Source organism: Streptomyces sp. NPDC060049, from assembly GCF_042736715.1.
Classification (GTDB): Bacteria; Actinomycetota; Actinomycetes; order Streptomycetales; family Streptomycetaceae; genus Streptomyces.
This window is the reverse complement of record NZ_JBHWVV010000001.1, coordinates 171,178-195,648: the sequence shown is the minus strand read 5'-3', so window position 1 is coordinate 195,648 and position 24,471 is coordinate 171,178. Positions and strand designations below refer to the sequence as shown.

22 protein-coding genes and 1 tRNA gene are annotated in these 24,471 nt (G+C 72.0%); 12 read left to right on the top strand and 11 right to left on the bottom strand.

What is annotated here, in order from left to right; translation table 11 throughout:
* Positions 1-23: 23 nt before the first annotated feature.
* A complete protein-coding gene (locus ACFWBY_RS00795; RefSeq protein ID WP_385334812.1) occupies positions 24-470 on the bottom strand; it encodes a DUF6299 family protein in 447 nt (148 codons plus the stop codon).
* A 174-nt stretch (positions 471-644) separates the two neighbouring features.
* Between ACFWBY_RS00795 and ACFWBY_RS00790 the strand changes: the two genes are divergently transcribed.
* Positions 645-1,262, top strand: coding sequence for a DUF4352 domain-containing protein (locus tag ACFWBY_RS00790; protein ID WP_385334810.1), 618 nt, complete (start codon positions 645-647; stop codon positions 1,260-1,262).
* 56 nt (positions 1,263-1,318) lie between these two features.
* Positions 1,319-1,813: a DUF5949 family protein gene (locus tag ACFWBY_RS00785; protein ID WP_385334808.1), complete on the top strand. Its 495-nt coding sequence runs from the start codon at positions 1,319-1,321 to the stop codon at positions 1,811-1,813.
* Between the two features lie 119 nt (positions 1,814-1,932).
* Here ACFWBY_RS00785 and ACFWBY_RS00780 read toward each other — a convergent pair whose 3' ends face one another.
* Positions 1,933-3,183 (bottom strand): cytochrome P450, encoded by a 1,251-nt coding sequence (locus ACFWBY_RS00780; RefSeq protein ID WP_385334806.1) that lies wholly within the window; start codon positions 3,181-3,183, stop codon positions 1,933-1,935.
* 84 nt (positions 3,184-3,267) lie between these two features.
* Positions 3,268-4,461: a low temperature requirement protein A gene (locus ACFWBY_RS00775; protein ID WP_385334804.1), complete on the bottom strand. Its 1,194-nt coding sequence runs from the start codon at positions 4,459-4,461 to the stop codon at positions 3,268-3,270.
* A 149-nt stretch (positions 4,462-4,610) separates the two neighbouring features.
* On the opposite strand from ACFWBY_RS00775, the gene ACFWBY_RS00770 reads away from it, so the two are divergent.
* On the top strand, positions 4,611-4,850 hold the full coding sequence (locus ACFWBY_RS00770; protein WP_385334802.1) for a hypothetical protein: 240 nt from the start codon (positions 4,611-4,613) through the stop codon (positions 4,848-4,850).
* 13 nt (positions 4,851-4,863) lie between these two features.
* On the opposite strand, the gene ACFWBY_RS00765 is transcribed toward ACFWBY_RS00770, so the two are convergent.
* From ACFWBY_RS00765 to ACFWBY_RS00735, 7 genes are all read right to left on the bottom strand, one after another.
* Positions 4,864-5,322: an MscL family protein gene (locus tag ACFWBY_RS00765; RefSeq protein WP_385334835.1), complete on the bottom strand. Its 459-nt coding sequence runs from the start codon at positions 5,320-5,322 to the stop codon at positions 4,864-4,866.
* Positions 5,323-5,496: 174 nt separating this feature from the next.
* The gene (locus tag ACFWBY_RS00760) at positions 5,497-6,135 is read right to left on the bottom strand and encodes a hypothetical protein (protein WP_385334800.1); all 639 of its coding nucleotides are present in this window, start codon (positions 6,133-6,135) and stop codon (positions 5,497-5,499) included.
* A 138-nt stretch (positions 6,136-6,273) separates the two neighbouring features.
* Positions 6,274-6,996, bottom strand: coding sequence for an orotidine-5'-phosphate decarboxylase (pyrF, locus tag ACFWBY_RS00755; RefSeq protein WP_385334798.1), 723 nt, complete (start codon positions 6,994-6,996; stop codon positions 6,274-6,276).
* A 64-nt stretch (positions 6,997-7,060) separates the two neighbouring features.
* On the bottom strand, positions 7,061-7,894 hold the full coding sequence (locus ACFWBY_RS00750) for an S-methyl-5'-thioadenosine phosphorylase (protein ID WP_385334796.1): 834 nt from the start codon (positions 7,892-7,894) through the stop codon (positions 7,061-7,063).
* A gap of 80 nt (positions 7,895-7,974) precedes the next feature.
* The gene (locus ACFWBY_RS00745; RefSeq protein ID WP_385334794.1) at positions 7,975-8,286 is read right to left on the bottom strand and encodes an FmdB family zinc ribbon protein; all 312 of its coding nucleotides are present in this window, start codon (positions 8,284-8,286) and stop codon (positions 7,975-7,977) included.
* Between the two features lie 67 nt (positions 8,287-8,353).
* A complete protein-coding gene (locus ACFWBY_RS00740) occupies positions 8,354-9,676 on the bottom strand; it encodes an MFS transporter (protein WP_385334792.1) in 1,323 nt (440 codons plus the stop codon).
* Between the two features lie 406 nt (positions 9,677-10,082).
* Entirely contained in the window at positions 10,083-11,657 is a 1,575-nt protein-coding gene (locus ACFWBY_RS00735; RefSeq protein ID WP_385334833.1) for a potassium/proton antiporter, read from the bottom strand.
* Positions 11,658-11,867: 210 nt separating this feature from the next.
* On the opposite strand from ACFWBY_RS00735, the gene ACFWBY_RS00730 reads away from it, so the two are divergent.
* Complete coding sequence (locus ACFWBY_RS00730) at positions 11,868-14,696, top strand: penicillin acylase family protein (RefSeq protein ID WP_385334790.1); 2,829 nt, start codon at positions 11,868-11,870, stop codon at positions 14,694-14,696.
* A gap of 13 nt (positions 14,697-14,709) precedes the next feature.
* On the opposite strand, the gene ACFWBY_RS00725 is transcribed toward ACFWBY_RS00730, so the two are convergent.
* Positions 14,710-15,315, bottom strand: coding sequence for a 5-formyltetrahydrofolate cyclo-ligase (locus ACFWBY_RS00725; RefSeq protein ID WP_385334788.1), 606 nt, complete (start codon positions 15,313-15,315; stop codon positions 14,710-14,712).
* 93 nt (positions 15,316-15,408) lie between these two features.
* On the opposite strand from ACFWBY_RS00725, the gene galU reads away from it, so the two are divergent.
* The 8 genes from galU to ACFWBY_RS00685 form a co-directional block, all read left to right on the top strand.
* Positions 15,409-16,311, top strand: coding sequence for a UTP--glucose-1-phosphate uridylyltransferase GalU (gene galU, locus ACFWBY_RS00720; RefSeq protein ID WP_385334786.1), 903 nt, complete (start codon positions 15,409-15,411; stop codon positions 16,309-16,311).
* A 4-nt stretch (positions 16,312-16,315) separates the two neighbouring features.
* Positions 16,316-17,656, top strand: a complete 1,341-nt coding sequence (glp, locus tag ACFWBY_RS00715; protein WP_385334784.1) for a gephyrin-like molybdotransferase Glp — start codon at positions 16,316-16,318, stop codon at positions 17,654-17,656.
* A 73-nt stretch (positions 17,657-17,729) separates the two neighbouring features.
* On the top strand, positions 17,730-18,233 hold the full coding sequence (gene moaC, locus ACFWBY_RS00710) for a cyclic pyranopterin monophosphate synthase MoaC (protein ID WP_385334782.1): 504 nt from the start codon (positions 17,730-17,732) through the stop codon (positions 18,231-18,233).
* A 59-nt stretch (positions 18,234-18,292) separates the two neighbouring features.
* Positions 18,293-18,826, top strand: coding sequence for a molybdenum cofactor biosynthesis protein B (locus ACFWBY_RS00705; protein WP_385334780.1), 534 nt, complete (start codon positions 18,293-18,295; stop codon positions 18,824-18,826).
* A 17-nt stretch (positions 18,827-18,843) separates the two neighbouring features.
* Complete coding sequence (locus tag ACFWBY_RS00700; protein ID WP_385334778.1) at positions 18,844-19,461, top strand: GNAT family N-acetyltransferase; 618 nt, start codon at positions 18,844-18,846, stop codon at positions 19,459-19,461.
* Positions 19,462-19,618: 157 nt separating this feature from the next.
* The gene (locus ACFWBY_RS00695; RefSeq protein WP_385334776.1) at positions 19,619-20,623 is read left to right on the top strand and encodes a hypothetical protein; all 1,005 of its coding nucleotides are present in this window, start codon (positions 19,619-19,621) and stop codon (positions 20,621-20,623) included.
* A 78-nt stretch (positions 20,624-20,701) separates the two neighbouring features.
* A tRNA-Ala gene (locus ACFWBY_RS00690) sits at positions 20,702-20,775 on the top strand.
* Positions 20,776-21,165: 390 nt separating this feature from the next.
* Positions 21,166-24,471: hypothetical protein (locus ACFWBY_RS00685; protein WP_385409607.1), on the top strand; the 3,306-nt coding region annotated here is incomplete at its 3' end.

Sequence of the window (24,471 nt, the reverse complement as noted above, 5' to 3'; positions counted from 1 at the left end):
CGTCGCGGCGGGCGGCCCGCGCCCTAGCGGTGGTCGATCACCACGACCTGGTGGCTGTACTCCGCCACCGTGTCGACCGACCGCGGCAGCAGTCCGCCGCCGAAGTGGACCTCCTGCAACCGGGCCTCGGCGAGCGCCTCACCGGCGTGCACGTTCGGGGTGAACGCGAGCGTGCCGTGCGCCGACCACTCGTGTTCCGTGCCGTCGCACCGCGCGTCACCGCCGCCGACGCTCAGGCGCACGTCCTCCTGGACGATGGTCGCCTTGATCTGAACCCCTCCCGCGGGTGACGGGGAGGTGCAGTGGTAGACCCCGGAAAGGTGGATCCTGCCGTCCTCGGAGATGTGAACCTCCGAAGATACGTAAATGTCATTGCCGTACGGCGCGGCATTCGCGGGGGCGGTGAATACCGCCGCGGCGCCGAGAGCGGCGAGTGCGGCCAGGGCCATGCGGGGGCCGGACGCGGCCATCGTTCCTCCTGTTGGACGAGGTGGGCAAGGGGTTGCGGAATTCCGCCGGAACGCATTGTGCTGGCATATGGAGGGCAATGCGTTCCGTGTGCTCGTGTCGGTGTGTGCAATTGCCCGCTCGGGCGCGTGAGACTGGCCGGAATACGTCCCCGAAGATCCCCGAAGGGATCCCGCATGCGTCGTCGCTCCGCACCCGCTTCCGTATTCGCCGCCGTCCTCCTCCCGCTCCTGCTGTGGGGCGCCACGGCCTGCTCCGGCGCCCCCGAGGGGGCCGCGCTCGCCCCCGCCGCGGTGCCCGCCGTACCGGTGGACGACGGCCTGCCGGGCCCGGGGGACGACCCCGGGGGCGAGCGGGAGGGGGTGGTGCGGGCGGCGTCGAAGGATGCCCATGTGGGTGACTCCGTACGGGTAGAGGGCCGAGAGTTCGGCCGCCACCTCCAAGTGGTGCTCAACGCCTTCGTCGACCCCGCGGTCTCCGTGGAGAAGAACTTCGCCCCGGCGGCCGGCAAGCGCTGGGTGGCCGCCTCCATGTCGTTCGTCAACGTCGGCGGGGCCTCGTACGGGGCCCTCGGGCGCATGTGGGCGCTCGACGGTGCGGGGCAGCGCCACGCGGTGGTGCCCACCGGGGAGCTCACGACCGGCAAACCGCTCGTCTTCGATTCCCTCGCCGTCGGTGAGCGGGCCGAAGGATGGGTGGTGTTCGAAATTCCGGAAAACGCGCGCATCGTGCGGCTCCAGTATCAGGACGCGAACATGCGGGCGAATTCCGCAGGGGGATCCTGGGCGGTATAGCCCGGCCGGGTGAAACGCCGTCAATGGGCCGGGGGCCGGGCCACTAAGGTGCGCGCATGACTTCTACGCAAGCCGAAATCGACCGCTCCAAGCTCGGCACCCTTTCGGTGCTCGCGTGGATCGGCGACCCCGAAGAGGCGCACGACATCCCCTACCTCCTCGCCTACATCCTCGGGGACGGCCCCGACGGACCGGCGGCGAGCGAGGCGGCGGCCCGCGGGCTGCTGGAGGAGATCGGCCTGCCCATCGGCGACGTGGTGATGGACGGCGTCCGCAACCCGGCCGCCTTCCCGGTGCAGATCCTCCTGGAGGGCAACCAGATCGCCCTGACCCTCCCGGGCATGAACGCGAAGTGCATCGCCCCGCCGGAGTGGGTCAAGGCGGCGGACGACAGCGGCCAGGCGTACTTCCTCTTCGCCACCCGCGCCTGGCCCGAGGCGGTCCCCGGCCAGCCCGTCGCGCCGGAGACGCTCCAGGCGTTCGCGGGCGACGAGTCGGTGCTCACCGGCAGCGCCCACGCCGTCCTCGCGGTGCGGCGCCTGCAGAAGTAGCGTCCGCGCACCGCGAGAGGCCCCCCGCTCCGGCCGCCGGGCTCCCAGCCCGCCCGGTGGCCGGCCGGCCTTCCCGGCGCGGTCCCTCGGGGCCGCCGCGCGGCCCCCTCCCCGCAGGACTACTCGGGTCGTTCGAAGGCGAAGCGCAGGGAGCGGACCCTGTTGTCGAAGCTGGAGCCCGCGAGATCGGGCAGGCCCACCGCGCGCAGGCCGACCGGGCGGGTCAGCAGCTCGCGGAAGAGCGCCTTCATCTCCACACGGGCCAGGTGCGCGCCCAGGCAGAAGTGCGGCCCGCCGCCGCCGAACCCCAGGTGGGGGTTGGGGGAGCGGGTGATGTCGAAGGCGTCCGGGTCGGGGAAGACGTCCTCGTCGCGGTTGGCGGAGGCGTAGTACAGCACCACCTTGTCGCCCGGCGTGAACAAGTGCCCGCGCAGGGTGTGTTCGGCGACGACCGTCCGGCGGAACTGGATGATCGGCGTGGAGTGGCGGATCATCTCGTCCACCGCGCCGTCCGCATGCGCCTCGAAGTCCTGCAGCAGCAGGTCGCGTTGGTCGGGATGGTCGGTCAGCAGGGTCAGGCCGTGCGTGATGGCGTTGCGGGTGGTCTCCACCCCGGCCACCATCAACAGGGAGAAGAAGGCGCCGAGTTGTCGTGCTCCGAGCGCCTGGCCGTCCACGTTCGCGCAGACCAGCGCCGAGATCAGGTCGTCGGTGGGGTTCTTGCGCCGTTCCCGCCCGATGCCCGCCACCATCCGCTGCATCCGGGCCAGGGCCCGCAGCCCGCGGCCGGGCATCCGCAGACGGGACGCGAGGGCCCGCTCCACGCCGATGTTCTCGGAGGCGTGGTTGACGCGGTCGGCGATCTCGGCGCGGTAGCGCTCCGGGATGCCCATCATGTTGCAGATGACCTCCAGGGGCAGCCGGGAGGCCACCGCCGAGACGAACTCGTCCGGCCGCTCCGCCAGTACGTCGTCCACGATGCGTGCCGCCACCGCGTGGATGTCCTCCTCGGCCGCCGCCAGCAGCCGCGGAGTGAAGGCCCGCTGCACGATCTTGCGCAGCTGGGCGTGGTCCGCGCCGTCCAGGTTGACCATCGAGTCCCCGAACAGAGCCCGCACCCAGCCGGCCGGCTCGGGCGTCGTCACCCCGGGCGCGCTGGCGAACACCTTGGGGAGCCGGCTCGCCTCCTGCACGTCCGCGTGCCGTACGAGGGCCCAGTGCCCGGCCCCCTCGGGGACGAACACGGGGGCGTCCAGGGCCCGTAGGCGGGCGAAGACGGCCAGGCGGTGGGCGGGGGGCGCCTGCCAGAAGGCAGGGTCGGCGAGTTCCCTGCCGGGGTCTTGGCCGGGGCGTTGTGCGGGGAGTGTCATGGCCTGGAAACGGTCGGGGAGGCACGGGAGTGACGGTCCCGCGCGCCGCCGTTGCCGGGGGCTCCGTCCCCGGACCCCCGCGCCTCAGACGCCGGCGGGGCGGGGTCGGGCGCCGGGGCCGGATCCGGGCCGGCCGCGCAGGGACAGGGCGGTGCCGACCGCGACCGTCGCCGCCGAGACCAGGCCCGCGTACAGGACGGCGTACGGGCCCGCCCAGGCGCAGGCGAGCACCAAGAGGGCGGAGACCGGCAGCGTCAGCTGCTCGGTGAGTCCCCGCTTGAAGTGGCGGGAGTGCAGCAGCCAGACCATCAGCAGGAACAGCGCGGCCGGGACGGTGACGGCGGCGTTCGCGGCAACCTGCGAGACGTGCGCCGTGCCGACCGCGTGCTCGACCGCGACCTCGATGCCCGCGCCGATGGCCGCCCCCGAGGCGAAGATCAGCAGGTGTCCGTAACCCCACGGGATCGCCTCCCGGTTGGAGGTCAGGCGCTCGTGCACCGGAGCCGCGAAGTAGATCCACCACGCGGCGAAGACGATCAGCAGCCCGCCGGCGGCGATGGGCAGCAGCTCGCCCAGCGCCTCGTGCTCCACGATCGCCGACTGCACCGCCACCGTGCTCGCCGCGATCGTCTCGCCCAGCACGATGATCGTGAACAGGCCGTACCGCTCCGCGATGTGGTGGGCGTGCCACGGGGTCCGGTGCCCGCGCTCCGCCAGCACCGGGACCAGCAGTTCCGCCGCGGCCAGGATCAGGAACAGCCAGCGCTTGGCGCCGTCCGGCGCGAACAGCAGCGCCACCCAGCCGGCCTGGCACAGGACCAGTCCCGCCGCGTACTTCAGGGCCGCCGCGCGGGCCTCGCCGCGCTCGCAGGCGGCGGCCCGCAGCCACTGGGCGGTGAGCGCCACGCGCATGATCAGGTAGCCGATGACGGCCACCGTCCAGTCGTTCCGGTCGAAGGCCTGGCTCACGCCCGCCGCGTAGACGAGCACGCCCGAGATCTGGACGAGCGTGGCGATCCGGTAGGGGACGTCGTCGACGTCGTAGGCGGAGGCGAACCACGTGAAGTTCATCCACGCCCACCACACGCCGAAGAAGACGAAGAAGTAGCCGATCACCCCCGTGAGGGGATGGCCTTCGGCGAGCGCGTGCACCAGGCGCGCTCCGGCCTGCGCCACCGCGACGACGAAACAGAGGTCGAAGAAGAGCTCCAGCGGGGTCGCGGCGCGGTGGTTCTCGTCCCGGCTGCGGGCGGTCATGGGTACGTAAGCCAGGGCCATGCCGTCCAGGACAGCAGCCCCACGGGCCCGCGCGGGCGAGGCGCGCGGCTCCAGGCCTTCTCTTTCGGATCTTGCCGGGCCGACGAGATCCGAAAGGGGCGGCCCAGCGGATCGGAGCCGGTGGCGGGGGGCGGCCGTACCCTGGAGGCATGAGCGACGCCCCCGCCACCGATCCGCAGGACCCGACGGACGCACAGGACCCCCGCGGCCCGCAGGCCGCGAAGCCCGCGGCGCGGCCCGGGCCGAAGCCCCGGCTGGTCTTCGACGACCCGTTGGACCAGCAGTCCTCGGACGACACCGACCGGGGCTGGGGCGAGCGGCCGCCCGCCGGCGGAAGCGCGGCCGACCTGGCCCGCTTCCTCGACGAGAAGCCGCCGCACCACGTCTGAGCCGGGGGACCGGTTAGAACCCCCGGGGCCCCGAGGAGCCGGAGTTCACACCGGTGCTGCCGCCGCCCGCGCCGCGCTGGGCGATCAGCTCGTCGCGGATCTCCTTGAGGACGACCAGCTCGGTGATCTCCATGGTCTCCTGGACGCCTTCCTTCGCCCTGCGGCGCTGCTCCAGCTTGGCCAGGTACTTGGCCATCGGCAGGACCATCAGGAAGTAGACGACCGCGGCGGTGATCAGGAAGCTGAGCGTCGCGTTCAGCACCGAGCCCCACAGGATGTTGACGCCCGTGGGCTCGCCCTTCGCGTCGATGCCGCAAGGGTCCTTCAGGCACGAGGAGTAGACGTCCAGGTTCTTCGTCCCGATGGCGCCGACCAGCGGGCCGATGATGCCCTTCACCACGGAGTTCACGATGTTCGTGAACGCGGCACCGATCACGACGGCGACCGCCAGGTCGACCACGTTGCCGCGCATCAGGAAGGCCTTGAAGCCCGCCAGAACGCTCTCCTTCTTCTGCTTGCTCACTACCGAGCCTTTCTTCGTATCTGCCGAACATGGAGCCAACGGTTCCGAAAGCTACGGCAGTCCGGGTCCGGGGTATCCAATCGGCCCCCACTTCGAGGCGACTTGACGGCGCGCCTGTGCGATTCAGCACAGTGTCACCGCCAGTCGGGACACCGTGCCCGCCCCCACGAGAGCCCGCGCGGTCTCCCGCGGCACGGACAGGACCACCAGGGCCCCGCCGTCCCCGACACCCTTCTCCGCTTCCGGCACTTCGGCAACCCGGGCCCCCGCCGCCACCACCCGCGGTGGTCCCCCGCGTTCCGCCGCGACCACGTCCACCCGGTCGCCGGGCCGCAGCAGGCGCACCGTGGCCGCGTCCGCGATGCGCACCGGCGCCGAGACCAGCCGCACCGCAGCCGGGGACGCCGCTCCCCGGGAGGGCCCCGCCCCGGGCGGCGCGGAGCCCCGCGAGGCCTGGGCATCGGTCCCGCCCACCGCCAGCACGGCCGCCGCCACGGCCAGCCCGGCGGCGGCGCCGCGCCTCCGGCGCCGCACGGCCCTGCGCAGGCGGTCGCCGCCCCGGCCCACGCGCAGCGGCGGGAAGTGCGGAACGGGACGTGCGGGGGGACACGTAGCGGAGGAGGGACGGGGGACGGGGGAGGGGTGAACGCGGGTGTGGACGTGGGCGTGGGTGTCGGTGTGCGTGGGGGACGAGGCGAGGGAAGGAAGGGAGGGGAGCGAAGGCAGTGAAGGGGTACGGGGGATACGGGACTTCGCGGTCATGACGGCCACCACCTGACGAGACGGATCCGATGCCCGGACCCAGCGCCCGGACACCCCTCACCATCCGCCGTCCCACCGACTCCCGCTCGGGCCTGTGGACAATCCCCAAGCTGTGGATATCGCCGTCACCCCCAGGGGTTACCGCCCGCCGCGATAGGCGGCGATCCGCCGCAGCGCCGCCACCGGATCCGCCGCCCGCGTCACCGACCGGCCCACGACGACGTGCGAGGCCCCGGCCCCGAACGCCGCCCGAGGACTGCCGGCGCGGACGTGCCCACCCGTGTCACCGTCCGGCGGGACCCCGTCGGAGAGCGTGACGCCCGGTGTGACGATCAGGGGGCCCTGCCCCAGCAGAGCCCGCAGCGGCCCCGCTTCCCGGGGCGACGCGATCACCCCGTCGCATCCGGCCTCCGCCGCCAGCCGGGCCAGCCGCAGCACCTGCTCGTCGGGGTCCGCGCCGATGCCGACGTCGGCCAGGTCGCTCCCGGTCATGCTCGTGACCACCGTCAGCGCGAGCACCCGGAGTGCCGGGAACTCCCGAGCCGCCTCCACCGCGGCCGCCATGATCCCCGTACCGCCCATGGAGTGCACGGTCACCATGGAGGCGCCCAGCGCGCCGGCGGCGCGGACGGCTCCCGCCACGGAGTTCGGGATCTCGAAGAGCTTCAGGTCGAGGAAGACCTCGTGGCCCCGACCGACGAGTTCGCGCACGAGGTCGGGCCCCGCGGCGGTCAGCAGTTCCAGGCCGACCTTGTACGAGCCGCAGGATTCCCCCAGGCGTGCCACGAGGGCCTCGGCGTCGGAGCGGTCGGCGAAGTCGAGGGCGACGATGACCCGGCGATCGGCGGTGCTGATGTCCATCCCGCCAGTGTCCGGCCCGGCGACCTCGGGGAGACCCCCGGGGCGGGGGACCTCGACGGCAGGCCTACGGGAGCTCGATGCCCAGGTCCCAGCCGTCGTGCGCGTGGGTGCACAGGCAGGCGCGCGACTCGGTTGCGGGCAGGGCCGCCACCGCGTCGAAGAGGACTTCGCGCAGGCGTCCGACGTTCTCGCCGAAGACCTTCAGGACCTCCGTGTGGGAGACCCCCTCGCCCGTCTCGGCGCCCGCGTCCAGGTCCGTGACCAGCGCCATCGAGGTGTAGCAGAGGCCCAGCTCGCGCGCGAGGACCGCCTCCGGGTGGCCGGTCATGCCGACGACCGACCAGCCGGCCGCCGCGTGCCAGCGCGACTCGGCGCGCGTCGAGAAGCGGGGCCCCTCGATGACGACCATGGTGCCGCCGTCCACCGGCTCCCACTGCCGCCCGCGCGCCGCCGCCAGCGCTACGGAGCGGCCCACCGGGCAGTACGGGTCGGCGAAGGTGGTGTGCACGACGTTCGGGACGGATCCGTCGGGCAGGGGCTCGCCGTCGAAGAAGGTCTGCGCGCGGGACTTCGTACGGTCGACCAGCTGGTCGGGGACGAGCAGTGTGCCCGGGCCGTATTCGGGGCGCAGGCCGCCCACCGCGCACGGGCCCAGCACCTGGCGGACGCCGACCGAGCGCAGAGCCCACAGGTTGGCCCGGTAGTTGATCTTGTGCGGGGGTACCGTGTGGCTCCGGCCGTGCCTCGGCAGGAACGCCACCGTCCGTCCGGCGAGCTCACCCAGGTACAAGGAGTCGCTCGGGGGGCCGTAGGGCGTCTCCACCTGGATCTCGGACACGTCCTCCAGGAAGGAGTAGAAACCCGATCCGCCGATGACACCGATCTCTGCATTCGCCATGCGCCCCACCCTAACCGGGCAGGCCGAAGGCCCCGGCGTCGGCAAGGACGGCAGGGCCTTCGGTGAAGCGGTCGGGCGGGTCAGGCAGCCGAGGTGCTCGACGACGACGAAGTCGAGGTCGAGGACGACGAAGAAGACGTCGACGAGGACGACGCGGCCGGGGTGGCGGCGGGCGTCGACGCCGGCTTCGAGGCAGGGGTGCTGCTCGACGAAGCGCCGCGGCTGTCGTTCCGGTAGAAACCGGATCCCTTGAAGACGATGCCGACCGCGGAGAACACCTTCTTCAGGCGTCCGTCACAGCTCGGGCACACGGTCAGCGCGTCGTCGGTGAACTTCTGCACGGCCTCAAGGCCCTCACCGCACTCGGTGCACTGGTACTGGTAGGTCGGCACGAATTTCCTCCTGGCACTCTCACTCAATGAGTGCTAACGACGCTCCATGGTGACGTATTCCGGCGGATCAGTCCACCGTCACCGGCACGCGGTGACCCAGACCACGCTCGTTCACTCCCGCGGAGGGTGCGATCGAGGCGTCCGGACGTGATGAGCCGATGATCCGGCTCGGGGCCTTCGGGGCCAGCTTCGCACGCAGCGCCAGCAGGATGGCCAGCGCGAGCGCGGTGGCCACCAGGGGCACGAGGAAGCCGTACGAGGATCCGTGCGCGTCCGTCAGGCGGCCGGCCACGGTCACGGCGCCGGCCTGCCCGAAGGCGACCGCGCCGGTGAGCCAGGTGAAGGCCTCGGTCCGTGAGGCGGCCGGGATCAGCTGCTCGACCATGGTGTAGCCGGTGATCAGCGCGGGGGCGATGCACAGGCCGACGACCAGGCCGAGCGCGCCGAGCAGGATCATCGAGTCGGCGGCCCACAGGACCGAGGCGGCCGCCGTGAGTCCGACGTAGCCGAGGATCAGGCGGCGGCGCGGGCCGATCTTCCAGGCGATGGCCCCGCAGGCGATGCCGGCGATCATGTTGCCGGCGGCGAAGACCCCGTAGAGCAGGCCGTTGGCGCCGGGGTTGCCGATCTCCTCGGAGAAGGCGGCGAGCGAGACCTGCATGCCGCCGAAGACGGCGCCGATGCCGATGAAGGCGACGATCAGGACGCGCAGGCCGTGGAACGACATGGCCGAGGCGTGCTTCTCGCCGTTCGCCGGACGGGCGACCGGCCCCGGCTGCGTGGCGCGCTGGGCGGCGAAGAGCAGGCCGCCGATCAGCGTCAGCGCGGCCTCGGTGGCCAGACCGGCCGCGGGGTGGACGCCGGTGCACAGCGCGGTGGCCAGCACCGGGCCGACGACGAAGGTGAACTCGTCGGTGACGGACTCGAACGCGGCGGCCGTCGACAGCAGCGGGGAGCCCTCGAGCTTGGCCGCCCAGCGGGACCGGACCATGGGGCCGACCTGCGGGACGGACGCGCCGGCGGGGACGGCCGCCAGCGCGAGCGCCCAGACGGGCGCGCCCAGCAGCGCGAACGCCACCAGGGAGCTGACGGCGGCCGCGTGCGTGAGGGCCACCGGGACCAGCACGGCGCTCTGGCCGCGGCGGTCGATGAGCTTGCCCATGACGGGGGCGAACAGCGCCATGGAGATGCCGGTGACGGCGGCGACGATGCCGGCGCTGCCGTAGGAGCCGGTGGTGTGCTGGACGAGGAGCAGGATGCTGATCGTCAGCATGCCGAAGGGGAGCCGTGCGGCGAATCCCGGGAGGACGAAGCCGAGGGCGCCGGGGGTGCGCAGGAGCTGCCCGTAGCCGGGGCGGGCGGACGTGTCGGTCGTGACCGCGGATGTCACGGCCTGGCCTTTCCGCTGCCTGGTAGAACTCCCCGTCTGCGGACGATGCACCGCCTTGTGAGCGGTCGCACCCGTACATGTGGGAGCCCCGAGAGCTGTCCTCTTGCGCAGAACCGAGTGATACCTGGGCGCCCACTGCGGGGGGCCACGGCCGCTTTGCGGTCGCGCCAGCTCTGCGTCAGGCAGAGTTGGTTCGATGGTGTGCCTTTATCGTACAGGTGGACCGGGTTCTATGCCCTGTGATTACGGCTACAGAGTGTGTCTTCACCTGCGATTAACTGGAACTTCGCATTCCGGTCCCGCCTATGGGTAGGCGAATGCGGGTGCACGCCATCGAAAATGGCCGAATTAGAGTGGCGCTCTAACCCGCGGAATCGCGAAAGAGCCCTCGGCCATGCCGCTGCGGCTACCGGCTGGGAGGTTCTTCGCCCGTCCCCAGCCACCCCGCCAGCTTGCCGCCCCGGGCCACCGCCCGCAGCCTCGCCTCCGCCGCGTCCCGCACCGGGTCCGTGGCCACGACAAGCAGTTCGTCCCCGCGGCGCAGTACGGTCGCGGGCGCCGGTACGAAGCTCTTGGCGTCCCGGACGACCAGCGTGACGGAGGCCCCGGGCGGCAGTCGCAGCTCGCTCACCTCGACGCCGTGCATCCGCGAGGCCGGCGGGATCGAGAAGGACAGCAGGTGCCCGCGCAGCTTCTCCAGCGGCGCCGACTCGATCCCCAGGTCGGAGGCCGACTCGGCGCCGTCGCCGAGCTTCAGCTTGCGGGCTAGCCAGGGCAGGGTCGGACCCTGCACGAGGGTGTAGACCACGACCAGGACGAAGACGATGTTGAAGACGCGCTCGCTGCCCTCGATCCCAGACACCATGGGGATCGTCGCCAGGATGATGGGCACCGCGCCGCGCAGGCCCGCCCACGACATCAGCGCCTGCTCCTGCCAGGGCACCCGGAACGGCAGCAGTGAGACGAAGACCTCCAGCGGTCGCGCCACCATCGTCAGCACCAGCCCGATGACGACGGCCGGCCAGAAGTCGTGGACCAGCTCGTGCGGGGTCACCAGCAGGCCGAGCAGGACGAACATGCCGATCTGGGCGATCCAGCCGAGTCCGTCCGCGAACCCGCGGGTGGCGGGCCAGTGCGGCAGCTTCGCGTTGCCGAGGACCATCGCCGCCAGGTACACCGCGAGGAAGCCGGAGCCGTGCGCCATCGCTCCGGCCGCGTACGCCGTGATGGCGATCGCCATGACGGCGATCGGGTAGAGGCCGGAGGCGGGAAGGGCGACGTGCCGCAGCCCGTACGAGCCCAGGAACCCCACGGCCAGGCCGATCGCGGCGCCGATCGTCAGCTCCAGGGCGATCTTGCCTATCAGGACGTACCACTCGTCGACCGGTCCGACGGTCGAGAAGGCCACGACCAGGATGACGACGGGGGCGTCGTTGAACCCGGACTCGGCTTCCAGCACACCCGTCACCCGGGAGGGCAGCGGGACCTTGCGCAGGACGGAGAAGACCGCCGCCGCGTCGGTCGAGGAGACGACCGCGCCGATCAGCAGGGCCTGACGCCATTCGAGCCCGACGATGTAGTGCGCGCCGGCGGCGGTCACGCCGACGCTGACGGCGACGCCGACCAGCGACAGCACGATCGCGGCCGGCAGGGCCGGCTTGATCTCTTTCCACTTGGTGCCCAGACCACCCTCGGCGAGGATCACGACGAGCGCGGCGTAGCCGATGACCTGGGTCAGCTCGGCGTTGTCGAACACGACGTTGCCGATTCCGTCCTGGCCTATCGCGACGCCTATGCCGAGGTAAATGAGCAGGCTGGGAAGTCCGCTGCGCGAGGAGACGCGTACCGCCGCGACGGCGACGAGCAACACGAGCGAGCAGACCAGCAGGAGCTCATTGAGCGTGTGGACAGTCAGCGGGCGGCCCTTTCCTCGACGTGCCTGGCGATGACGGAACGACGGGCGTCGGGCTGACGGATCGATCCGGCACGGGCACGAACGGCAAGTACTTCGTTACCTTACCTAATCTTTGACGTGCCCTTTACTCGATAGCCACATTGTGAAACGCCCGCGGAGCTCTGTCCTCACGACCTCTCGCAATCACCTCGACCCCTGGCGGATCACCGCACCCGGTCCTGCGCCTATGGTTGCTCCCAGTACTCCCAGGACCACCCTGCCCCTCTAAGGACAGCGATGCCCGCCAACGAAACCGCCCCTTCCGTCAAGAAGAAGGGACGACGCGCCCGTCTGATCGTGCTCGTCCTGGTCCTGGCGCTCGTCGCGGGCTTCGGGTACGGGGCGTACTGGAGCGTGGACACCGTGCGTGCCTCGTTCCCGCAGACCACCGGCTCCCTCGCGGTGCCCGGCCTGGCCGGGACCGTGGACGTCAAGCGCGATGCCAACGGAATCCCCCAGCTGTACGCCGACACCGACGACGACCTCTTCCGCGCACAGGGCTTCGTGCACGCGCAGGACAGGTTCTGGGAGATGGACGTCCGCCGCCACATGACCTCGGGGCGGCTGTCGGAGATGTTCGGCGCCGGCCAGGTCGAGACCGACGCCTTCCTGCGCACCCTGGGCTGGCGCCAGGTCGCGGAGCAGGAGTACAAGGAGAAGCTCTCCCCGGAGACGAAGAAGAACCTGCAGGCCTACGCCGACGGGGTCAACGCGTACCTGAAGGGGAAGTCCGGCAAGGACCTCTCCGTCGAGCACGCCGCTCTCAAGCTCAGTGACGACTACGAGCCCGAGCAGTGGTCCCCGGTCGACTCGGTGGCCTGGCTCAAGGCGATGGCGTGGGACCTGCGCGGCAACATGCAGGACGAGATCGACCGTGCCCTGATGACGGACAGGCTCTCGCAGCAGGAGATCGCCGAGCTCTACCCGCAGTACCCCTTCGACCGGAACAAGACGATCGTCGAGGGCGGCTCCGTCGCGGGCGGCAAGTACACCCCGCAGGCCCCCTCGGCCTCCGGCGGCCAGGGCACCGCCGTCGGCTCCCAGGCCTCCTCGGCCTCGGCCTCCGCCGGGACGGGCCACAGCGGCCTGGCCGGCAACGCCACCGCCCAGGGCGCGACCGTGGGCCTGCGCACCCAGCTGAGCGCGCTGGCCGACACCCTCGACGAGATCCCCGCGATCCTCGGCCCCGCCGGCAGCGGCATCGGCTCGAACTCCTGGGTCGTCTCGGGCAAGTACACGACCACCGGCAAGCCGCTGCTCGCGAACGACCCGCACCTCGCCCCGCAGCTGCCCTCGGTCTGGTACCAGATGGGCCTGCACTGCCGGTCGGTCTCGGCCGCCTGCCAGTACGACGTCGCCGGCTACACCTTCTCCGGCATGCCCGGGGTGGTCATCGGCCACAACGCCGACATCGCCTGGGGCATGACCAACCTCGGTGCCGACGTCACGGACCTCTACCTGGAGCAGATCAAGCCCGAGGGCTACGTCTACGACAACAAGGTGCTCCCCTTCGCCACCCGCGAAGAGGTCATCAAGATCGCCGGCGGCGGTGAGAAGAAGATCACGGTGCGGAGCACCAACAACGGCCCGCTGATCTCCGACCGCAGCGACGAGATCACCTCGGTCGGCGCCCGTGCCCCCGTCGCCAGCTCCGCGCCCGACCGCGGCAACGGATACGGCGTCGCCCTGCGCTGGACCGCCCTGGACCCCGGCAAGTCGATGGACGCCGTCTTCAAGATCGACCGGGCCAAGAACTTCACCGAGTTCCGTGCCGCGGCCCGCGACTTCGAGGTCCCCTCCCAGAACCTGATCTACGCCGACGGCAAGGGCGCCAACGGCAACATCGGCTACCAGGCACCGGGCCGCATCCCGATCCGCGGCGGCGGCGCGGACGGCTCCATGCCGGCACCCGGCTGGGACTCGAAGTACGCCTGGAAGGGCACCAAGGACTCCACCGCGGGCTGGATCCCGCAGGACGAGATGCCGTACGACCTCAACCCGCCCCGCGGCTACATCGTCACCGCGAACCAGGCGGTCGTGGAAAGCGGCACCGGCCCCGGCAAGTACCCGTACCTGCTGACCACGGACTGGGGCTACGGCGCCCGCAGCCAGCGGATCAACGACCTCATCGAGGCGAAGATCAAGGACAGCGGCAAGATCTCCACCGACGACATGCGCACCATGCAGATGGACAACAGCAGCGAGATCGCCGCGCTGCTCACCCCGATGCTGGCCAAGATCGACGTCTCGGACCCGGACGTCCGCGCCGCGCAGAAGCTCCTGGAGGGCTGGAACTACACCCAGGAGCCCGACTCGGCGGCGGCCGCGTACTTCAACGCGGTCTGGCGCAACATCCTCAAGCTGGCCTTCGGCGACAAGATGCCCAAGGAGCTGCGCGTCAAGGGCAGCTGCATGAACGTCCCCGAGCAGACGACCGGCCCGGCCGACGACCTCGCCAAGATGGTCCGCGAGTGCGGCATGCGCGACTCCGACTCGGCGCAGCCCGACGGCGGCGACCGCTGGTTCGAGGTGGTCCGCCGCCTGGCCAAGGACGAGAACTCCAAGTGGTGGCAGGCGCCGGCCGTCGGCCGCACCGTGCCGGCCACCACCACCCGGGACCAGCTCTTCGCGCGGGCCATGAAGGACGCCCGCTGGGAGCTGACCGCCAAGCTCGGCAAGGACCAGTCGACCTGGAGCTGGGGCCGGCTGCACCAGCTGATGCTGAAGAACCAGACGATCGGCACCGAGGGCCCGGGCTACCTCCAGTGGCTCCTCAACCGCGGGCCGTGGAACCTGGGCGGCGGCGAGGCCACCGTCAACGCGACCGGCTGGAACGCTTCGAGCGGGTACGGGGTCACCTGGGTGCCGTCGATGCGGATGGTCGTGAACCTGAACGACCTCGACAAGTCCCGCTGGATCAACCTCACGGGCGCCTCGGGGCACGCCTACCACGACCACTACACGGATCAGACGACCCTGTGGGCCAAGGGCGAGCTGCTGGACTGGCCCTTCGGCAAGGAGGCCGTGGACAAGGCCACGGTCGACACCCTGAAGCTGACGCCGTAGCGGCGACGAGGCCTCAGAAGCGCACCACCCCCGACGGGGTGGCCACCGCCCGCACGGGGTGGTCGTGCGGCTCCTCCGGGACCCGCGCGACCACCTCGTGGTCGTAGAGGAGCACGACGAGCGCGGGATGCGCCCCGGCGCGCTCCAGCCGCTCCAGCACCCGGTCGTACGAGCCTCCGCCCCGGCCCAGCCGCATCCCGCGCCGGTCCACGGCGAGTCCGGGCAGCAACACCGCGTCGGCGCCGGTCACCGCGTCCGGGCCGAGGCGCGGACCGGCGGGCTCCAGGAGCTTCATCTTCCCGGGGTGCGCGGTCTCGGCCAGGCTCCCCGGGCCCTCGTACGCCGCCCAGTCGAGGTCGTTGTCGGGCAGCAGGACGGGCAGCAGCACCCGCTTCCCGGAAGCCCGCAGGGCGTCGAGCAGTTCGCGGGTGCCGGGCTCGGAACCCACGGAGACGTAGGCCGCCACGGTCCGCGCGCCGAGCAGTTCGGGCAGTTCGAGAGCGGACCGGGACAGGGCGCGGGCCGACGTGCGCAGGGAGTCGGGGGACAGGGCCCGGCGGGCGCCGAGGAGTTCGCGGCGCAGGTCCGTCTTGGCCCGGGGAGGCTGGTTCGCTACCACGGGTGGCTGGTCTCCTTCACTGGTGGTGCAAATTTGAACATATTCACCTGTACTTCTCCGTGGCGGTGTCCGCGAGCGACTATTGTTCCGCGCATGACTCAGTTGCACCCCGTGATCAAGAAGGCCGTCATCCCGGCCGCGGGCCTCGGTACTCGCTTTCTTCCCGCAACAAAAGCGACACCCAAGGAAATGCTCCCGGTTGTGGACAAGCCGGCCATCCAGTACGTCGTCGAGGAGGCCGTCTCGGCCGGCCTCGACGACATACTGATGATCACGGGTCGCAACAAGCGTGCTCTCGAAGACCACTTCGACCGCAACTACGAGCTGGAATCCGCGCTCATCGCCAAGGGCGACGACGACCGGCTGAAGAAGGTCCAGGAATCGAGCGACCTGGCCACCATGCACTACGTGCGCCAGGGCGACCCGCGCGGTCTCGGGCACGCTGTGCTGTGCGCCGAACCTCACGTGGGCACCGAGCCCTTCGCCGTCCTGCTCGGCGACGACCTCATCGACCCGCGCGACCCGCTGCTGCGCCAGATGTGCGAGATCCAGCAGCGCACCGGCGGCACCGTCGTCGCGCTGATGGAGGTGGACCCCTCCCAGGTGCACCTGTACGGCTGCGCCGCCGTCGAGGCCACCCACGACGCGGACGTGGTCCGCATCACCGGCCTCGTCGAGAAGCCGGACGCGGTGGACGCGCCCAGCAATTTCGCGGTGATCGGCCGCTATGTCCTCAACCCCGCGATCTTCGGCATACTGCGGGAGACCGAGCCGGGCCGCGGCGGAGAGATCCAGCTGACCGACGCCCTGCAGAAGCTTGCCGCCGACGAGACCCTCGGCGGCCCGGTGCACGGCGTGGTCTTCAGGGGCCGGCGCTACGACACCGGGGACCGCGGGGACTACCTGCGGGCCATCGTCCGGCTCGCGTGCGAGCGTGAGGACCTGGGCCCGGAGTTCCGCACCTGGCTTCACCGTTACGTCACGGAGGAGATGTAGCACCTTGACCAGCCCCGCACCGCAGGACACCGGCCACCAGCGCCTGTGGTCCGTGGACGAGCACCTCGCCGACGTCCTCGCCACCGTCCGGCCGCTCGAACCCATCGAGCTCCAGCTGCTGGACGCCCAGGGCTGCGTCCTCGTCGAGGACGTCACCGTGCCCGTCGCCCTCCCGCCCTTCGACAACAGCTCGATGGACGGCTACGCCGTCCGGACCGCCGACGTCCAGGGCGCGAGCGAGGAGTTCCCCGCGGTGCTGACGGTCATCGGGGACGTGGCGGCCGGCAGCGGTGAACTGCCGACCGTCGGCCCCGGCGAGGCGGCCCGCATCATGACCGGCGCTCCGCTGCCCCCCGGCGCGGAAGCCGTCGTACCGGTCGAGTGGACCGACGGCGGCACGGGCGGGGGCGCGGCCCGCGGGATGACCCCGGCCAGCGAGTCGCCCGAGGGCGCCGCGGGCGAGGTCCGGGTCCACCGCGCCGCCGAGGCGCGGGCGCACGTCCGCTCCCGCGGGAGCGACGTACAGGCCGGGGACCTCGCGCTCGCCGCGGGCACGGTCCTGGGCCCGCCGCAGATCGCACTGCTGGCGGCCATCGGGCGGGGCACCGTACGGGTACGGCCGCGCCCGCGCGTCGTCGTCATGTCCACGGGCAGCGAACTGGTCCAGCCCGGCGAGGCGCTGACGTCCGGCACGATCTACGACTCCAACAGCTTCGCGCTGGCCGCCGCCGCGCGCGACGCCGGAGCCATCGCCTACCGGGTCGGCGCCGTCGCGGACGACGCCGACACCCTGCGCTCCACCATCGAGGACCAGCTCATCCGGGCCGACCTGCTGGTGACCACGGGCGGGGTCAGCGTCGGCGCGTACGACGTGGTCAAGGAAGCGCTCACGGCCGTCTCCACCGGGGACGAGGACGTGGACGGCGCCGGCATCGACTTCCGCAAGCTCGCCATGCAGCCCGGCAAGCCCCAGGGCTTCGGCACCATCGGCCCCGACCACACCCCGCTGATCGCCCTGCCGGGGAACCCGGTGTCCTCCTACGTCTCCTTCGAGCTGTTCGCGCGCCCCGCGATCCGCGCCCTGATGGGCCTGCCCGCCTCCGAGGTCAGCCGGCCGAGCGTGCGCGCGGTGCTTAAGGCCGACAAGGCGATCGGCTCCCCGGCGGGCCGCCGGCAGTTCCTGCGTGGCAAGTACGACGCCGTGAGCGGCACGGTCAGCCCGGTCGGCGGATCGGGCTCGCACCTGATCGCCGCGCTGGCGCACGCCGACTCGCTGATGGTCGTACCGGAGGACGTGACCTCGGTGGAGCCCGGCGCCGAGCTGGAAGTGGTCCTGCTCGGCTGAGGCCGGGCGGATGCGGGTAGCGTGTTGCACCACACAGGCCCTTGCGGGGCCCGGACGGGAGCGGCACGCAGATATGAGTACGCAAAGCGGCGCCGGCGGCGCCGGCGGCACCAGGCTGACGCACATCGACGAGGCGGGCGCGGCCCGGATGGTCGACGTCTCGGAGAAGGACGTCACCACCCGGACGGCGCGGGCCAGCGGGCGCGTCCTCGTCTCCCCCCGAGTGATCGAGCTGCTGCGCGGAGAGGGCGTACCCAAGGGCGACGCGCTCGCCACCGCGCGGATCGCCGGGATCATGGGCGCGAAGAAGACCCCCGACCTGATCCCGCTGTGCCACCCGCTGGCCGTCTCCGGCGTGAAGGTCGACCTGTCGGTCGCCGACGACGCCGTCGAGATCCTCGCCACCGTCAAGACCACCGACCGCACGGGCGTCGAGATGGAGGCGCTGACCGCCGTCGCGGTCGCCGGGCTCACCGTCATCGACATGGTGAAGGCCGTCGACAAGGGCGCGGTCATCACGGACGTGCGGGTCGAGGAGAAGACGGGCGGCAAGTCCGGCGACTGGGCGCGTTCGTGAACGCCCCGCGCGGCGGCGAGGTCCACAGCCACAGCCACGGGCCCGGTCGGGAACCGGCCGTGACGCCCGACCCGCCCGCGGCCCCGTCGCCGCGCGCGCTGGTCGTCACCGCGTCCAACCGCGCCTCGAAGGGCGTCTACGCCGACAGGGGCGGCCCGGTGCTCGCCGACGGGCTGCGCGCGCTCGGCTTCGCCGTGGACGGCCCGCGCGTGGTCCCCGACGGGGACCCCGTCGAGGCGGCCCTGCGCGAGGGAGTGGCCGCCGGCTACGACGTCATCCTCACCACCGGCGGCACCGGCATCTCCCCGACCGACCGGACCCCGGACGCCACCGCCCGGGTCCTGGACTACGAGATCCCGGGCATCCCGCAGGCGATCCGTGCCGAGTCCCTGGCGACGGTGCCGACCGCGGCCCTGTCGCGGGGGCTCGCGGGCGTGGCCGGCCACACCCTGATCGTGAACCTGCCGGGTTCGACGGGCGGGGTGCGCGACGGGATCGCCGTCCTGTCCCGCGTCCTGCTCCACGCCGTCGACCAGATCCGGGGCGGCGACCACCCCGCGCCCCCCGGCAGAAGCACAGGGAGCGCGAGCTGAACGGCCCCTCCTGGCCGGTGGTGCTGTCGGACGGCGAGGTCACCCTCCGGCCGATAAAGCTGCGGGACCAGACCGCCTGGCGCGAGGTCAACCGGCGCAACCGCGACTGGCTCCGGCCGTGGGAGGCGACCATCCCGCCGCCCGCGCCCTGGGGGCCCGTGGTCCAGCGGCCGACGTACCGCCAGATGGTCCGCCACCTGCGGGCAGAGGCGAACGCGGGGCGCATGCTGCCCTTCGTCATCGAGTACCAGGGGCGCCTGGTGGGTCAGCTGACGGTCGCCGGGATCACCTGGGGATCGATGTGCGCGGGCCACGTCGGCTACTGGGTGGACCGCGAGGTGGCCGGGCGCGGGGTGATGCCGACGGCGGTCGCACTGGCGGTGGACCACTGCTTCACCCAGGTCGGCCTGCACCGCGTCGAGGTGTGCATCCGCCCGGAGAACGGCCCGAGCCGTCGGGTGGTGGAGAAGCTCGGTTTCCGCGAGGAGGGGCTGCGCCCGCGCTACCTGCACATCGACGGCGCGTGGCGCGATCACCTCGTGTACGCGCTGACGGCGGAGGAGGTGCGGGAGGGACTGCTGCGCCGTTGGCAGCGGGAGCGCCACCCGCACGGGCCCGCGTCGCCCGGCTCATAAGAATCCGATATCTGTTCGAATTCTTTCGCTCAATGACCGATTCGCCCATAACCTGATCCGAAGAATCACAAAAAAAGTCCGTGATATCAGCGAGATCGCGCGACACGCCGCCCCAATTGGCGGATCCGCCCGGCCGCGCCCCTCTACGGTGTGGGGTGTGAGCAGCAGCGGCCTCATCTACGCAGTCATTGTCGGGGCCTGGGCCGCCTACTTGGTGCCCATGTGGCTCCGGAGGCAGGACGAGCTGAACGAAGCCCGTCCGACGGAACGCTTCTCCACCGCCATCCGGCTGCTTTCCGGCCGGGCGGGAATGGAGCGCCGTTACGCCAAGGGACTGCGTGAGCGCGGTGACGAAGAGGCGCAGCCCCAGCCCCCCGCGGACCCGGACGCCGCGACGGAAACGGTGAACTCCGTGGACGCCGCCGACGCCCGGGCAGTCGTCGTGCCCCCGCCCACCCGGTCGGAGCCGAGATCGGCCGCCTCCGAGCGGGCCGACCGCGCGGAACGGGCCCGCCGCGAGCAGCGCCTGGTCGTCCTGGCCCGCCGCCGGCGCACCACCGCGCTGCTCTTCCTGGTCTTCACCCTCGGCGCGGTCGTCGCCGCCGTCGGCGGACTGCGCTACCTGTGGGCCCCGGCCCTCCCCGCCCTGCTGCTGAGCACGTACATCGTGCACCTGCGGGTCCAGGAGCGCCGACGTTACGAGTTCACCATGGACCGGCGGCGCGCCGAAGCGGCCGCCCGCCGGCTCCGCGAGAACCGCCCCCGCCGCCGGGAGTCCGAGGCGGCGGCCGGCTCCGAACCGGACCCCGCTCCACCCGTCTCCCCGCAGGAGGCGGGCCGGCGCGCCCTGGTCGAGCAGACCGACCACGCCGAATGGGTGGACCAGCAGCGCGAACGCGAGCGCGGCCCCGCCCGCGGTGACAGCTGGGAGCCCGTCCCGGTCCCGCTGCCGACGTACGTGACGGCGCCGGTCGCCCCGCGCGCCACCGGCCCGGCCACACCGGACCCCTGGAGCGCGACGCGCTCCAGCACGGCCGAGCCGACGGAGCCGCGCCTTCGAGCCCAGCCCGCCCCCCGCACGCCCCGCGCCCGTGACGCGTCCCGCACGCCGCTGTTCGACCAGTACGAGGGCGACGAGCGCCCGCGCGCCGCGAACGAGTGATCGATGACCTGCGCGGACGCTCCCCGGAACCGGTTTTGGAGCACCCGCGAGGGGATGCTAATGTTTCACACGTCGCAAGGGCCTGTGGCGCAGTCTGGTAGCGCACCTCGTTCGCATCGAGGGGGTCTGGGGTTCAAATCCCCACAGGTCCACAGACAAAGAAGATCCCGCCCGGTCGGAAGACCGGGCGGGATCTTCTGCATTTCCGGGCAGTCGGCGCGGGGCGGGCAAGCGGGCCGGCACGGTGCGGAATTCAGAGCCGGATCCGAGCTCACGCGTCAGGCGGGGCCCGGGGTTACCGCCCCGTAGGCCTGCTGATAGACAGCTCCCTACGAAAACCCGTCGCACCCCGGTCAGGCGCCGTGCCACCCTCCCGCAGGGAAGTAGCCCCCCTGCCCGTGGTGGCCGGGCGGGCCGGATCACGCGGGGGGACACACATGCATCTGTTGCCGAACGGCACGAGACGGTGGCGCGGGAGGGGGAGGAGCGGTCGCGCGGCGGTCGCTTCGGGGGCCCTCCTCGCAGCCGTCCTGACTTCTCTGGTGGGCCAGAGCGGGCCCGCCTTCGCAGCGCCGGCCCGGCCCGTGGCCGCCGCCGCGCCGCAGCCGGACGCCGGCGCGGGCCAGGCCGCGCCGGCCCCGCAGCCCGGGTCGAAGTCCGCGCCGGGGCCGAAGGCCGCGCCGAAGCCGGACCCGAAGGCCGACCGGGACGCCGCAGTGCGCTCGCTCCAGGAGGGCGACCCGGCGGCCACCTGTCCCAAGGACCTCGCTCCGCACACCCCGGTCGACTGCGTGGTCGAGCCGTACAAGACCGTCTCCTTCGCGCTCACCCTGCCGCAGCAGAAGGACCTGGTGTTCCTCCAGGCCGTCTCGGCGCAGACGGTCTATCCCCGGCTGATCGCACCCGACGGCACCGCGGTCGCCTGTGAGAGCGTCCGCGAGTACACCAGCGGCGAGATCCGCTGTGCGACCGGCCAGGCGGGCACCTACACGGTCGAGGTCCGCAACGACAGCGGCATGGAGAACGCCCTCTCGGTGGCGTACCTCCCGCTGCTCTCCACCACCGCGTGCAAGGCGGTGGCCGCCGCAGACCGCACGCTGGGCGCCCCGACCGTGTTCCACGGTTCGCTGCCGGCCGGCTCGCCGGGCGACTGCTACACGACCGACCTGGCCGTGAACGACGTACTGCGCTCCTACAGCTCCTCCTACCGGGTCCTGCAGACCGTCTACGACGCCACCGGCAAGCAGGTCTGCTCCTCGCAGAACCGCGAGAGCGACCCGCTCGACTGCAAGCTGACGGGCACCGCGCCGTTCCGCGTGACGGTGCAGCAGATCTCGGGGGCCGCGGAGACCTACGACTTCACCCTGGCCCGGCTCTCCCGCCCGGAGGGCTGCGCGGTCGTGACGGCGCAGGCCTTCGGCGTCTCCCCGGACCTGGGCTCCACGGCGCGCTGCCGGACCCTGAGGGTCACGGCCGCCGCCCGGCACACCTTCGGTCCGGTCGCGGCCGCCGGAGCACCCTACGGCGGGCTGTTCTCCGCCGACGGCACCCCGTCCACGAGCTCCTGCACCGCTACCGGCGTCTGTGACCTCGCCGTCGGCGACCACACCTGGGCGGTCGATCCCGGCCGCACCGACGCGAGCCAGGCCGCCGCCCCCTTCGGCATGGCCTTCCACTCCGCCAAGGAGACCCGCGGCTGCACCGCGACCCACGACAACGGCCTGGTGGCCGGAGCCGTGACCGGCACGTTCGGCGGCCCCGGGCAGCAGCTCTGCCTGACCCTGCCGACCGCCACCGGCAAGGGCCTCTACCTGCTCAACCGGCCGCCCGCCGAGGGCACCAGCGTGGCCGTCCAGGTCTTCGACGCCACCGGCGCCGAGCAGTGCGACAGCCGGGGCTCCTCCTACGCCGCCTGCAAGCTGACCGGCACCGCGCCGTTCCGCGCGGTGCTGAGCGGCGACCCGGCCGGGGCCTATCAGCTGCTGGTCCACCGGACCGGCGAGCCCGCCGGCTGCGCCGCGTGGCCGCAGTCCGGCTTCGGCGGATCCTGGGGCGCCGAGGCCTCGCTGACCCAGGCCGTCCAGCAGGTGTGCCTGAGCCTGCCGGCCAACCAGCACGCCACCGCCGAGATGCTCGACTACGCCAACATCGCGAACCGGGTCAACGCCTCGGTCCAGGTGGTCGACCCCGCCGGCAACACGGCGTGCTCGACCGCGGGAAGCTCCACCACCAACTGCGTACTGGCCGCGGGCGTCCCGTACACCGCGATGCTGGTCGGCACCGGCTGGGAGGACACGTACAAGCTGGTCCGGCGGGACATCTCGCCGACCGCCGACTGCACCGCCCCCGCCTCCACCAAGGTCGGCGGCCCGTCCACGCCGCTCGACCTGACCTCGGCCCTGGACGCACGCTGCGTCCGCGTCGGCGGCACCGCCGCGGACAAGTTCTGGCTGAGCGCGCGGACCCTGGGCTCGCGCTACGACCCCTCCACGGTGATGAAGGTCGTCGACGCGGGCGGCAAGACGGTCTGCACGCAGTGGGGGATCACCTGCCGGGTCACCGGTTCGACGTCCTACGTGGCGATCGTGGTCGCCTCCGGGTACAAGGACAAGCCGATCCACACCAACGTCGACGCCTGGAAGGTCGGCACGGCTGCCGGCTGGGCGCCGGAATGCGCCGCCAACCGGATCTCGGTCGACGGTTTCCCGGTGCGCAGCGGAACCCTCACCGAGTCCTCGACGGCCTACTGCGCCGTGGTCGACGTGAAGACCTCGCAGGCCTTCAACGTCTTCGGCACGACCAGCGCCACCGACGTGGAGAAGCCCAACGTGGCGCTGTTGAGCGCCGCGCACTGGGACAACTCGTACCTCGGCTACCAGTGCATGAACAACTACGGCACCTTCGGCGGCCGGTGCGCGACCTACGACAGCTCCGACGTGGGCCAGGCCGTGCTGATGATCAGCCCCAACAAGACGGTCACGCCGGTCGAGTTCAGCCTGCAGGGTGTCTGCGACAGCGGGTGCACGCGCCCGGCGAACCAGGACCCGACCTCGATCAGCCCCGCGACCGGCGCCGCCGGGACGCAGACCCGGGCCGTCGTCCGCGGCACCGGACTCACCCTGGGCACCAAGGTGAAGCTGGTCCGCAGCGGTAGCTGGAGCGACCCGCAGCCGGTCATGACCCCGCTCTCCGTGAACGCCGCCGGCACCGAGCTCAACGTCCTGGTCGACACCAACGGGCTGGAGCCCGGCACCTACGACGTCCTGCTCGACGGCATCGGGCACACCGACGGCGTGCCCTCCCCCGGCTACCTCCCCAAGGCCTACACGGTCACGGCCCCGGTCGTCTCCGCGAAGAGCCGCTTCGTCCCGGTCGCGCCGTCGCGCTTCCTGGACACGCGTTCCGGGGTGGGTGCCAAGCAGGCGAAGGTCGGTCCGGGCGGTGTGGCGACGCTCCAGGTCGCGGGTGTGAAGGGCATCCCGGCCAATGGTGTGACGGCGGTCGTGATGAACGTGACGGCTGTGTACCCGACGGACTTCGGGCACGTGACGGTCTATCCGAACGGGCAGCCGGTCCCGAACGTGTCGAACCTGAACTACTCGCCCGGGCAGATCGTCCCGAACCTGGTGACCGTTCCGGTCGTCAACGGGAAGGTCGACCTGCGCAACTCCGCGGGCTCGGTCGACCTGATCGCCGACGTCACCGGCTACTACACCGACAAGGCCGGCGCCGGCTCCGCGCTGACGGCGATCACGCCGTCGCGCTTCCTGGACACGCGTTCCGGGGTGGGTGCCAAGCAGGCGAAGGTCGGTCCGGGCGGTGTGGCGACGCTCCAGGTCGCGGGTGTG